A 13,380-nucleotide genomic window follows, 5' to 3' on the forward strand; every position below is an offset into this window, starting at 1 on the left:
TTTGAATTTAATGACACACAATATCACATCTAAAGCGAACCCGGTTATTCACAAAGCAACGGATATGCTCATGGCGATGAGCAGGGATGAGGAGGAGAGACTCATATACGAAGCACGAGAGGAGTTTTTGCTTGATCAGCAATATGGGCTTCAGGCGGCGGAGAGAAAGGGGATTATTGAAACTAAACAGGAAACAGCCAGGAAATTAATCACAAAAGGAATGGATGACCAATTTATCAAAGATATCACAGGGCTGGAATTTAAAGAGATCTCTTCACTCCGCGATGAGAAAAGGTTTAACTCTCTTCCGAAAAATAACAACGAATTCCTCCCATTATATGGTGTGAATATCATGACACACAATATCACATCTAAAGCAAACCCGGTTATTCAAAAAGCAACGGATATGCTCATAGCGATGAGCTGGGATGAAGAGGAAAGACTCAGATACGAAGCAAGGGAGGAGTTTTTGCTGGATCAAAAACATTCACTTCAGGCGGCGGAGAGGACCGGAATTGAAATTGGAGAGAAAAAGGGGATCGAGATTGAACGAATAGCTATTGCTCATAACCTCATAAACCTCGGTATGGATGATGAATTTATTTCAAAAGCGACCGGTCTCCCTCCTAAAGAGATCCGAAAGTTACGCAATCAGGAATAACCAATTCCCCGGAAAATATTTTTCGCCCACCCTTTTTTCAGTCTCTTCCCTCTTCAAGAATCCATAGAAACCCCAACTTCTCAGCCCATCTCATTACCTGCTTGTCAATTCCTACATCTGTCTGATATTGAGATCCCAGTACCTCTCCTGAACTCCTCAACCGGATTCTTCTGTACTGGTCACGGCTGTATGTTTCACAGATGAAAACAGGCGATGAAAGATGTAATCCCAGTCTTTGTACTGCTTTCAGCACCTCAAACCACAGAGATGTATCGTTTTCTCGCTCATCGTGGGTGGGAAAACAGGTGTATGCATGAACTGAATAACCCGAATAAATCAATATGCTTTTTTTCAATTGAAGACATGGTCAGCTCCGGAGTTGCAGGAATCCAGATTAAATCACGAGAGGGACCTCATTGTCGTGGTACCGGTAACCCCAAAAACGGCACCATCAGAGCTTTGGTTGATACTATCACTACCGGGTATCCACTGTATCGTCCTCAATTCTTTCAATAATTTCTGATTTGGGATTGCTCATTCCTGATATTATTCGCTCCGGATGGATTTTATTACCATTTCTGTTCCGAACCGGGGGATACCTTTCTGTATGGTCCCAATGTGGATGAAAAAGATTATTTTGCGAAATATTCACCACCAGGGAATACGTTCCTGGCTCTGAATATCGGTTTTCTCATGTAGTGGGGAACTGCTCCATTCAGTCAGGAATTACTGGGAATTTCCGGTATCGTGAAAGATAACGCTTGGAATGATTGGGGTTACCGGGTTTCATATCGGGGTCTGGTCGAGTTGTCTGATTGCAGCGGGGAATGTGAGATGGTGCGATATGGGAGATCCATACTCAAATGGGTGATTCGACAGTTAAATTTCAATAATATGGGTTTTATTTCTCAAAATAACCGGGTTTGTGTCATGAGGATCTTATGACTTGAATTTAACCTCATTTGGGCGATATTTTTAGTAAATATTCATGTATATTGTTTTAATAACAGGCCGCTATTGATCATTTTGATAAGACCATGGCGGGTATAGGGTACAGGTGAGATCCGGGAATAGCGTGGTTCTATGGTAAAGGGATTGAATATCCATTTTTGAGATCCATGCCAAGGATGAGAGGAGGAGCAACTATGGTAATTTTCAGATATCTTTAGGTATTTAAAGGGCAACACGGTTTTTTGTTAAAAAGAATAATATTTCGAATCTTTTGGAATTACCATTCATCTTCTGGAGGGGGAAGGTAATAAGAATAAATAGTTTCATGAACTTTGAGAGATATATGTAGAACTATTTGGGGTGGGGCGTGAAACAAGAGCAGGCGCTATCAGAGGTTATCGGGTTTTTGATGATCGTCTCTCTGCTAGGGATACTCTTCTCTATGTACCTTTTGTATGTAGTACCAATACAGGGAAGAGATGCAGAGATTTCTCATATGAAATATATCACTCAGGAATTTATCGGATTAAAAGCGGATATCGACGGGTTAATTATTAATGATAAGATAAACCTTCCAATTGCCAGATCATTTGAATTAGGAACGTTATCTTCAGTAGGTTCTGGTGCTTTAAGTATCATGCCAATGAGTTCGTATATCGAAGCCTCTGGGACATTGATGGTAAATGAGCAGAATGATTTCCTTGAAGTTGTTGTGAATGGATATGTAGGTGATATATCGTTTGTATCACCTTTACCGACAGATGTTAGTAATTATACGAAATATAATGCCCAGAGGTACTATAATTATTATCCCGATTTAATCAATTTTTCTTGTAAGAAACCAGATCACTGTCCTCCTGAACCTATAAATTTTACAACAAAGGATGAAAGATTTTATAACATTACATCAAAAAAACGAACAACCTATGAGGACGTTTTCATCACTATTAATATGAGCAATATAACTTTCACCCCTACAACTACACCGACAATCACTCCAACACCAGAATACATCAATGCCACAGCACTGATCAGATATCCAAATAAAAAGGAAATCTATGACATCGTATTAGAGATAATGGATAATAGAACTGATCATTATCGTGAATGGATTAGTGAAAGAACTCTTGTGGAAAATATTACATTGAATGAGACTTATGGCACAAATTTTACAATTAATATATTAAATGATATAATATCGAATAATACATCACAATTTTACGATTTTTATTACTCAAATGTCCAGTCAACAACAATGGATCCATCAAAAAATTTATCAAATTATAAAAATGCCACAATCACTAACAAAAATAATTATTATCCCCCTAGAATTGGCTCCCTCCAATATGAATCTGCGAACAGGTATTGGGTAAATCAAAATTTACTCTATGAAATGGGAGGTTTATTTTTAAATCAACCATCCGATCAGGGTTCATCAGTAATGTTGGTTCCATCAATTGCAATAACACCAATAAAAAACCCCCCCAGTGAGGAGTATTACTTAAAAGTAAGTATTAACAACATTCGGATAACAGATACAGAAGATATTAGCGGTTCAGTCAGTGCTCAGATCTTTACTAAAGTTGATCAAATTCATCACAATATATTTAATGGAACGATTGAACTAACAGGTTTTGGAACTAAACCAACCGATGGATCAATACAATATTATAAATTAAAAGAAGCAAATGAACCTAACGCCCATGCAATATGGCTTCAATTCATCCCAGATGATCCACGAGTAACAAGTCCAAATTCTGCTCCAACAGGAACATTAACACCAGATGATGAAAACCGAATGATAACTTCAACAGAATTATGGAAAAGAGGGTTTGATCAAATTAAAACTATTACTAATAAAACGATATCTGACAATCCGGATATTGGAGGATTTAGTGGATATATCTACACTTTTCGAATAGAAGATAAAGCAAAGCAGAATTATTCCGCAAATTTAATTATTGGTGAAAAAGCCGGTCAAGAGCTACCCAAAGGTGGAAAATGCACACAAACAACATATGATAGCGATACATGTCTAGAGGCAGTTCGGAATTATATAAATAACGCCCATTTGACTGAAAAACCATTTATTCTGGATTACACAGAATCTGAAGTCTCCCTTGTCATGCAGAGTGGGGCACTCTAATGGTATATGACCATGCTATTTCAGAAATCATCGGGGCCATTGCACTCATGGGCATCATTGTCGCAGCCTTTGGTATTTTCTCTGCTATTTATCTGCCCATGATCAAACCGATTCAGATCCCACAAGTAAAATTAAGTGTTGCATGCAGTGAAAATATAAATAATTTTGATCCGGAGTTTCCATGTACACAGGGCTCTTTTAGTTGTCATCCAATTCATGATCCGTTTGATAAAGAAAAATGTGAAGAGGATTGCAAACTCCGGAATTATTTCAAAAATAAGCAATATCAATCAGGCGATTCTTCAAGTGAAGTATTAAGATGTATGGAACATTGCCTTGCTCCAATGTGTTCAAATCTTGCAGAATGTGGAGTAATCTACATCTGCCATAACGGAGGTGATTCTCTTGATATTGATAGCATGAAAATTTTGGTAAATGGATTAAATGTTGAGAGTACCAAATGGGAAAAAAAAGAAATATCAAGTAATGAATTTAAACCATATAATTCTTACGATAAAAATTTTAGTATTGGTACAGTGTTAAGGATTCAAAATCCCCCATCACCAGTAGATCGAGTGATGGTAGTATACAATTTACCCTCAGAAAACGAAATAACATTGGTCCTGAACCAATTTGGGACTGATGTGAATTAACTTCCATAAAATAACTAAAATATAAACTTAAAATTTGGTTTAATTTGATATTTTTACAATTAGCGTATGCGTAATTAATGAAATTACTTTTAACTCAAGCTAAATATTCTCAAAATATGCGAGATACTGAATTTTTCGGACAATTTTACACATATATTTGATTGCCTATAAACGATTTTTTGATATCTTAGGAAACATATATATTCTTATATGACAACCACTCTGTCTGTCATATGGGGGTATGACAATGAGGCACGAAATCGCAGTATCAGAAGTTATTGGAGCGGTTCTTCTGATAGGCGTCGTTATGTTAAGCATGGCAATTATCGGGGTGATTATGCTCTCAACACCGCCACCTGAAAAAACGCCAAAGGCATCACTTACATCATACTGTGTGAAGTGTGATTTGGATGGAAATTATGAAATAATTCTCTATCATGGTGGGGGAGAATCATTTTCGCAGAATCAGGTGAAATTTATCCTTTATTTAGAAGATGGAAGTTCAAAAGAAATTTTTCCATGGTGGGTATATGAAGGGACACCTGAAGATTGTATGTTTTCGGACATTGGTGATAGCAGTTTATCATCAAGAGATTTTTGGAATTCGATTCCGGAATGGAAAAGTGGGCAAACATTAAGGTTTAGGGAGAAGGTTTTATCTAAACCAATTGGAATGGAGATTCGGCACTACCCATTCAGATCAGCCATGGTCAAAGTAGATTTTAAGGACCAGATCAAAAACGCCCCCTGTGTCGAAAATAACGAGTCTGCGTCATGTAAAGATCCCACTGGAGAATTAATTCCGGTTCTTATTAATCCAAGAAAAAAGGGTGATCCTGGCTGTAATCCTGCCGGGTGTGATGATGGCTCATGTTATGCATGTTTTACGTATTCCATGCATGATGATTCAACAAAACCGTATTATTTTGAGGTTCAAGCCGAAAGACCATTAAAACCATGGAACTACTTTATTGGCAATAATAGTGCAGTTACACATACAAATTTTAGCAACAACGGAAGTATGAAAGATGTTATTAATGTAACTTTTTTCAATAAAGTTCAATGGTGGCTTGGAAGAACAAAAAGTGAGATTGCAAGATGTGACTAAAAATGATGAAGGATAATGGATTATCAGAAATTATTGGAGCATTGATACTGGTTGCATTGGTCATCACAGGAATCGGGATAATTGGAGTTGTATTATTATCAACCCCTCCTCCAGTATCAAAAGAAAAAGTGGTTCTTAGCTCTTCCTGTATGCAATGTGACACAAATTCCTTCATCATCGTAACCCGTCATGAAGGAGGTGACGTTATCGATCCTCAAAAAATGAAGTTTTATTTATCAACAGAATATTTTAATCGGACATTTAAGGAAAGATTTGAAATCGCACCTACCTGGTTTTACCCAGCAGAGATTTATTCTTCAATGGATAAGGTAAAAATTTGCTCCCCGGGTGATGATTATAATCTTACCTACAAATATAATGAAAATGTAAAAAGCATGAAAAACGGAGATGTGATTGTATCCTGGTATGTTATGAAAAAGAATTGATAATTAGGTGATTTGTATGAACAAAAATGTGATTTTAAGTGTTATCATTATAATTGCGGCAGTATTTATGTGCTTTACTATCGCATATGCAGAAGTAAATGTAACAAACAAAGGAGAGGGAAAACCTAAAGCGTTAGATATTTACATTGGTGAATTCCCCTATAGTTCCTCAATTGGAGGAAACATCACTTCTGCCTCTAAAGAAGAGGTACCTAACGAATTTAAAGTAATAAAGGACGACCAAAAATTTGATGAACCAAGCTGGTTTAACGACACTGCTCCAGAGGTTCCAATTACTCCAACACCGACAGCAACTGAGGTCATTCCTGTAGACTTGGGTGGCGTAGGAGCATCTGTTTGTGTTATGGATGACACGACCCCAGTAATTGTTGATTTTGCATACTCATCGGCTGGATATAAAAATGTATTCAAACTATCAGATCCGAAGGTAATTGATTTAGGCTGGTCACAAGGGGAAATGCCAAATGGTCGAACTGGGACACCATTTGGAACTAATTGGAGTCTTGGCACATTCCCTATTGGGACAGAATTAATCTTTTCTGATACAGCAAATGGGAAAACATATTTCACAGGTCCTGCATCAAGAAATCCTGATAAGTTAGCTCATGCAGCGATTACCTTTAAAAACAGTGGCACACATCATCGATACCTTGTGAGTTTTGAAGATTTCTGGAATGGGGGAGATAAAGACTATAATGATTTAGAGTTTTACCTCAGTGGTAATTTATCTACAGGATGTACACAAGGTGGAGATACAGGAAGTGGAGCACTTATTCCCATATATACCGGCACCGTATGTAAGTGTAATTCAAAATATAAAGATGGAAATAAGTATACATGCGTCGCACAATTTACCTATAATAGTTCTGCAAATAATATTGTAATTCCAGTTCATGAATCCAGTCTTCCATGGAACGAATTCACTGGCTCAGGAATGGTTGAGCAATACCGGTGTCAGCCGACAACATTCTATATAGATGCTCATAATGCTCCATTTTGGACAAATAGATTCTGGAATAATATTAAGTGGAAATTAGGGCATGATCAAAGTGTATTGGTGAAATGTGAAGAGTCGACACCATCCTGTGAATCACTTGGATACAATAGTGATGTTGTGTGTGTTGATTGTAAAAGCAATAATAATAAAAGATAATTTTCACATCTATCTCCTCTTTTTTTGAATTGTTTAATCAGAGTCAGTTCTATAAATTTCATGATGAAAACATTAAAAAAAGGTAATTATTATATTTCAACTCTGAAATAATGAAGTATACAAAAATCATATAATTAGATCTTTTTTCTGCAAGTTTGACTCAACCAATTTTTAATTAATTGACTCAAAAAACGTTTTTGTTAATTATGTAAAATTATTCACTCATATTCTGGAAATCTACAATTTTTTGCTATAAAGAAATATTGATTACACTAATGACATAACTCCAGAATCTGTATTCATGATAAGATCCAGATACAAAACAGTATATCATAGCAATCATAAAAGATCTAATAGATGTGAAATACATCTGAATATAGTAACAGCACCTAAATCCCCATTTCAACGACATCTCTTGAATACAATAGTATAATCAAATTCACAAATAAAAACCAAACAACCTTTCCAGAATTTTCCAGATAAAAAACTCAAACACCATCCCCCTCCAAAAGAACATCTCATGACTTCCATTCAAACCCCTGTAGAAAAACCCACAGATAATAAAAAACCAGCAAATCTCCTTCCAATTACCGAAAAATCAGATAGGATTAGCTTAACCCCGGCCATCATGACCTCTCTTGATCCTGGTGTGCATGTGTGCAGATCCACATCCATTGTTTATACCGGAACAAATGACACGAGCCATCGGCATCATACCCGCAGCCACGACAACCACATTGACCAGATCTCACCTCTATCCCACACCCTTTGGGGTCATTCACCCGGCAAACTCAATGAGAATAGTATGACCTCCACCATTCACACACACCAGACAAGATCTCACATCCAATCCAAAAACTATCCCACCAGAAAAGGAAATCCCATGACCACCATTCAGATACCCAATAAAACCCCGGATATTAAAAGACCAGCAGGTCTCCTTCCAAGGACCAGGAAATCTGATCGGAGGAGCAGAAGCCCACATGTGTATATCACTGTCGGATACTGCTATGCATCTATGCACACCTATGCACGAGCTATGCACACGAACATGCATAACAAAGAAGGTCATGGTTCAGATGGTTTCTAAAAATATGAATACATGTAAGATTTCAATTCTGCTATGCACACTTCGGAAGGTGCATGTACACCTCACCGGAACCATAACTGAGCCCTCTTGTACGATCATAAAAAGTGTGCATACAATACTACTAAGTCATTTAATTTTAGCTATTTTTGAATTTATAAAGAATATTAAGGTTCTTTGCTATGCACACAGGTGTGCATAACCGGTGCATAGCTGTGCATAGTATGCATACACCCCTGTATATACTGGGAAAGATACAGAAACCATGCAGTGTGGAAATTGTGGTCCCTGCATAGATCTTTGTGAAGTACGGTTAAATAGAGACTATTTAAGCCATGGACGGGATTTGCACCAGATTATATGGAGAAACTCTTCGGAACGTTGTGGTATTCACAATAAAAGCAGCGAGAGAATTATTCCAGGCATAACGAAAATTGAGATCTGACCTGCCGGGGCCATATACCGCTGTGAAGAATCTGGGCATTGTTTCCAAACCCAGTCCTGAAGATGGAAAATACCCGCTGGTTTCATTAGAATACACAATTTTTATTCGATTCAGTATTTGATCCTTCTCCTGACTCATGGAGAATTAAAAAAATGCCGGTTCACAGCCATCACCATGTAAACCAGTATATCAGGTCATACACGTGAGGAGATTTAGTTACATTCCCCGGATAAACCCGTTCCTGCGGTTCGACGATCAAACACGACATTGAATAGGACATGATTCATTACTTCCAACACAGCATTATGGGCGGTAAATTTCGGTTATTCAGCGAACACAGAATTTTTAAGTTAAGATATTCCGAAGTTCAAAGTAAACCAACCAGACTGCCCTTTTGGGATATTATGAATACAGGGATATCAAAATATTTTTTATGACAAAACACAATAGAAACATATCAGAAATAAATTGACCATCAATTAGAAAAATTGCGATGGCTTGATTAAGAGATGATTATTGTGCAATATGTATGGACTATTCCTGAAAATTTTGATAAAAATTGAAAATATACAGAAACCGCATGAAAAAAGATGAAAAAATCCGATCCTTGAAGGAAATTCTGAGTCACCGGAATGAAATTATTTCAATTGCAAAATCACACGGAGCAGATAATATCCGGATTTTTGGATCATTTGTAAGAGGGGAACAAACAGAGGATAGCGATCTCGATATTCTTGCAGATATTGATGCGAGCAGAAACCTCCTCGACCAGGTGGCACTCATCAGGGAACTGGAAGACTTCCTTCAAATAAAAATTGACATTGTTGAACCGGAGTGTCTTCACTGGTATATTAAAGATAAGATTCTTCATGAGGCAATATCCCTATGAAGGATGATAGATATTATCTCATCCTGATTGATGAATATATTAAAAAAAATTCGTGAATACACAAAGGACGGATATGAATATTTTTTATCCGATGACAAGACTCAGGATGCAGTGATCAGAAAACTACAAATCCTCGCTGAAACAACCCAGAGGCTTTCAGATCACATCAAAAATAGGAATCACAACATCCCATGGCAGGATATTGCTTGTTTAAGAAATATTCTTGTTCATCAGTATACCGAAGTAAATGTAACCAGAAACAGGAAAAGTTGGCAACAACTCTTTTAAAAAGGGTCGGGCTTGACCCGATCTAACTCTTTGAAAAACTATCTATGAGTGATAAGATATTTGAAAGACGAAACCTATACTTCCATAGTTTTTATAAAGAAATATATAAATTTGGGAGTTTTCTGAGATTCAATGTCGGAATGCCAATATACCAGCCCTTTATTTGATATTGCCATATTGATGAAAATGATTATGAGATCACAAGCTTACTATTATACAACTTTACAGGGTAATACAACTGTATAAGGACACCCCCCATACGTTTGCGAGAAGGTTGTCATAATACATAATCTGGAATAGAGAATCGAAACATGAAATTGATAGAAATCGGAGATAGAAATAATGACAGCACATACACAGAAACAGGCTCAGGTAGCTAGTAAGCGGGTAGCTCTCACACCGGATACATGGGTGGCACTTTCAAATATTAAAGAACCAGGGAAGACCCTTGGTGATACTGTCGCTGATCTTATTGCTGAACACCAAAGGCGGACTCTCGAAATGGATCTTGATGAGATTAGTAAAAATGGCACCTTCACTTCATGGGAAGAGGCAAAAAGAGAACTCAAGCTGTAGACGAGGTTCTTTGTGCAGATCAGAATAGAAGATCGAGCAAAAGAGTTTATCCGTGGGCTTCCTGAAAAGGATCGACGTATCATTGGTGAACATATCGAAGAGCTCATCCACCATCCACATGCCCGGTGGAATATCAAGAGGTTAAAAACGAAAAAACCTCACTGGCGTATGCATATATCATGGAAATATACGTTGTTCTATTCAATTGATGCCGATATGATTTTGATAGAGAAAATCATGACAATTGAACAGGCTCACAAGAAATACGGGAAGATTTAACCTATTTCTGTGCATAGGCATACCCATAAATCTTCATGCTCCCCCTGATCATAATCTTCAAGGGTGTCAAGTAGGACAATCATCTGGAAGCTTACATTCTTATTAAAATTTAAAATTGTTAGTGAAGGGTTACGATGTACTGAGCCTTTCCAATTATCTAAAAAAGAAAATAAGATCCGGTACTGATATGATATAGAAAATGACCAAAACCCTTCCAGTGATCCATGAAGAGGATGGGTTTTAAATGAGACGTGAAATGGGTCTGCTTTAAAAATTTTAAGTTTTTGCATATTCCTATCAAATCAGGATGTTTTCGTGACCATTTCTGATATGACTTAATAAATCGTTCATTCCAGACTATTCGAGTCATCTAAATCTTTCCATAAATCTTTTATTGAGCCTTCTTTACATGAGCCCGAATAATATTCATTAAGAGCTTCATGGGCTTCTCGTGCTAATTTCTCTCTTTTCTGCTCAATAAGACGTTTATGAAGGATCTCTTCGATGTATTCCTGTTCATCTGTTGATAAAGAATGAATAACTTCCAGAATTTGCGATATTTTCGGAGTCGCGACCGACATAATAATAATATATCGCTATCACTCTATTAGTTTTTTGCCACACAAACCAAAAGCAACTACGTGTTCCACTCAAATTATTCCTTTACCCAACATGAGATACTTGAAAAATCAATGGCGATCTAATACTCTGCCACTCTGTTCATATGCTGTACAAAGTATCAAGAATATAATCCCCTTGGAAAGCATCAGGTCAGCATACACCATGAGCCCTGACACTACCGGAGAGGACGAAACCAGAATCAGGAAACCGGTAATATTCAGCTCACGAAACACCACTCCAATAAGAATGCACCGTGGAGATTCAGCCCCCATCTCATCATGCAACCTTGGAAAGGAGTTAATATCCTCTTTCAATGTATCACAGGTAAAAGCTTTCTCCGATCCATAACCCACATTCGCCAGATCTTTTTTCAACAATAGAATTTTTCGTACTCCGGCCCAAGCAATCGCAATATCTTCAATAGTTCTCGATCCAAATTCTGGATAGATGAATGGAGTGCATCATTGACAGAAATAATACATGACTTAATCTCTCTGAATTTAAAAAAAATCCATTTGAGCGTTGGACGAGAGGTAGGTTTCTTCTTCTGATTCAACACCGTTTCATCTTCTTCTTTCAGCCTTTTTCGCAGCAGCATTTCAGTATATGAGTAAACCATGAGGCAGAGAACCATAACCATACATAAAGCCTCGATCCTTTTTTCACTTTTCAGATAAACTTCAGCAACCCGGAATGATTTGTCCTTTAAAAACCGGAAACCTTTTTCGACAAGCATCTGTCCTTTATAGTGATTCAGAACCGTTTCAGAATCCAAACTCAAAACATTCGTTGCAAGAATAAATCTGCCCAGATACTGTTTTTCACTTTCAACGAAATCCTGAGCAAGTTCAACCCTTGCATCGATCGAATATTGTGGGATTAACGTTTCTCCTGCTTTTGGGCGCCCCTTCTTACCATTTTCCCGTTTATAACTGACCTTGATCCTTGAATCCACCAATTTTACTAAAGGTGTTTCATTAAGATAGCGTAAGAGAGCGTTATTGGCATCTGTTTCACATGCATAGCATACTTTAGAAATCTGTTTTAACCCTTTTAATGCGGCTTTGAACCTCACAGGGAGGTTTTTCTCAAACGTCTTCAATTCTCGAGCTTTCATCTCTTCAGATGAGACAACAATCCATTTTTGAGGAACACCACCATAATGTGAGTCAACGCTACTGCAAGAATACCGTGGATCTGAGGTAGGAGTGAAGAGAAGATCAGATTTGAGTAACTCTGTCATCTCATTTATTGTGGCTGGGACATTTGATATCCACCTTGTTTCCGGACCGAGGGTTTTGATGTTTTTATCAGTATACAGGGCACTGTCACCCATGAAGATTACATCAGGATCAAATGTGAATGAATCTTGCAATGATAGGATTGTTTGCACAAGAACTTCCTTATCTGATTCGTTGCCATCGTGTGCACGAGCAAAAATCGGTATCCCGTGTTGGTTAACCACCATACTTAAGGCAAATCTGTTTAAATCCCAGCGTTTGTCTTTTGGATGTCCCTTTGTAATTTTGATACATCCATCTCCGGATTCATTTCCATATTCACCATGAACACTGAAATTGGTTGTATCAACATGACAAAGCTGTACTCCATCTTTGTAAACAGTAAACATCTGGGTGACAAGATCAGTAAAGAGCTTGCTGGGGCCATATGCATATATCTTATCCAAAAGGCGACCAATGACTGATTCATTTAGATTTTTTGCAGAAATATCCGGACCTATGAGACGTTCCAAATCAAGATGCTTGCAGTATTCGGGAAAAAGATAGAGTCGTCTCTCTGTGAATCCAAGTCCGTTGAGAATGAGGGCTAATAAAATTTGAGAACTTGATATTTGATGTTGACCAATTTTAGGGATTGCCCGGTCAATTATAGGAGCTAAACCAAGCTTATGGAACGTGCCTGCAACTATTCCAAGATGATCAATGGTTTTTATGGAGTCTATTTCTAATGAAACATCCTCATCTTTCATTAATTATAGTAATGGAGATCTTCTTAGTTATATAGTTTACTATTATATAAAATTTTAATAGATCTG

General features: G+C 37.4%; 14 protein-coding genes. 11 read left to right on the top strand and 3 right to left on the bottom strand.

Annotated features, from left to right (window positions below):
* Nucleotides 1–10 precede the first annotated feature (10 nt).
* From MHUN_RS19260 to MHUN_RS14145, 11 genes are all read left to right on the top strand, one after another.
* On the top strand, nt 11–661 hold the full coding sequence (locus MHUN_RS19260) for a hypothetical protein (protein WP_011449648.1): 651 nt from the start codon (nt 11–13) through the stop codon (nt 659–661).
* 1,318 nt (nt 662–1,979) lie between these two features.
* Nucleotides 1,980–3,758, top strand: a complete 1,779-nt coding sequence (locus MHUN_RS14100; protein ID WP_011449649.1) for a hypothetical protein — start codon at nt 1,980–1,982, stop codon at nt 3,756–3,758.
* Nucleotides 3,758–4,411, top strand: a complete 654-nt coding sequence (locus MHUN_RS14105) for a hypothetical protein (protein ID WP_011449650.1) — start codon at nt 3,758–3,760, stop codon at nt 4,409–4,411. The genes MHUN_RS14100 and MHUN_RS14105 overlap by 1 nt, the downstream gene beginning before the upstream one ends.
* A 247-nt stretch (nt 4,412–4,658) precedes the next feature.
* Nucleotides 4,659–5,519 carry a type IV pilin N-terminal domain-containing protein gene (locus MHUN_RS14110; protein WP_011449651.1) on the top strand — a complete coding sequence of 287 codons (861 nt, stop codon included), beginning with the start codon at nt 4,659–4,661 and terminating at the stop codon, nt 5,517–5,519.
* A gap of 2 nt (nt 5,520–5,521) precedes the next feature.
* Nucleotides 5,522–5,965, top strand: coding sequence for a type IV pilin (locus tag MHUN_RS14115; RefSeq protein WP_011449652.1), 444 nt, complete (start codon nt 5,522–5,524; stop codon nt 5,963–5,965).
* Between the two features lie 16 nt (nt 5,966–5,981).
* Complete coding sequence (locus tag MHUN_RS17810) at nt 5,982–7,139, top strand: DUF4114 domain-containing protein (RefSeq protein ID WP_011449653.1); 1,158 nt, start codon at nt 5,982–5,984, stop codon at nt 7,137–7,139.
* A gap of 883 nt (nt 7,140–8,022) precedes the next feature.
* Nucleotides 8,023–8,229 carry a hypothetical protein gene (locus tag MHUN_RS18785; RefSeq protein ID WP_143709519.1) on the top strand — a complete coding sequence of 69 codons (207 nt, stop codon included), beginning with the start codon at nt 8,023–8,025 and terminating at the stop codon, nt 8,227–8,229.
* A gap of 1,022 nt (nt 8,230–9,251) precedes the next feature.
* A complete protein-coding gene (locus tag MHUN_RS14130; protein WP_011449656.1) occupies nt 9,252–9,560 on the top strand; it encodes a nucleotidyltransferase family protein in 309 nt (102 codons plus the stop codon).
* Between the two features lie 30 nt (nt 9,561–9,590).
* Nucleotides 9,591–9,848: a HepT-like ribonuclease domain-containing protein gene (locus MHUN_RS14135; protein ID WP_048067569.1), complete on the top strand. Its 258-nt coding sequence runs from the start codon at nt 9,591–9,593 to the stop codon at nt 9,846–9,848.
* A gap of 342 nt (nt 9,849–10,190) precedes the next feature.
* Entirely contained in the window at nt 10,191–10,424 is a 234-nt protein-coding gene (locus MHUN_RS14140) for a hypothetical protein (protein ID WP_011449658.1), read from the top strand.
* Between the two features lie 12 nt (nt 10,425–10,436).
* Nucleotides 10,437–10,703: a hypothetical protein gene (locus MHUN_RS14145; protein ID WP_011449659.1), complete on the top strand. Its 267-nt coding sequence runs from the start codon at nt 10,437–10,439 to the stop codon at nt 10,701–10,703.
* A gap of 347 nt (nt 10,704–11,050) precedes the next feature.
* Here MHUN_RS14145 and MHUN_RS14155 read toward each other — a convergent pair whose 3' ends face one another.
* From MHUN_RS14155 to MHUN_RS14165, 3 genes are all read right to left on the bottom strand, one after another.
* The gene (locus MHUN_RS14155; RefSeq protein WP_011449660.1) at nt 11,051–11,284 is read right to left on the bottom strand and encodes a hypothetical protein; all 234 of its coding nucleotides are present in this window, start codon (nt 11,282–11,284) and stop codon (nt 11,051–11,053) included.
* Nucleotides 11,285–11,392: 108 nt separating this feature from the next.
* A complete protein-coding gene (locus MHUN_RS14160) occupies nt 11,393–11,698 on the bottom strand; it encodes a hypothetical protein (RefSeq protein ID WP_048067570.1) in 306 nt (101 codons plus the stop codon).
* The gene (locus MHUN_RS14165; protein ID WP_011449662.1) at nt 11,695–13,314 is read right to left on the bottom strand and encodes an IS1634-like element ISMhu5 family transposase; all 1,620 of its coding nucleotides are present in this window, start codon (nt 13,312–13,314) and stop codon (nt 11,695–11,697) included. Before MHUN_RS14165 ends, MHUN_RS14160 begins: the two co-directional genes overlap by 4 nt.
* Nucleotides 13,315–13,380 lie beyond the last annotated feature (66 nt).

This window comes from Methanospirillum hungatei JF-1 (genome assembly GCF_000013445.1).
Classification (GTDB): Archaea; Halobacteriota; Methanomicrobia; order Methanomicrobiales; family Methanospirillaceae; genus Methanospirillum; species Methanospirillum hungatei.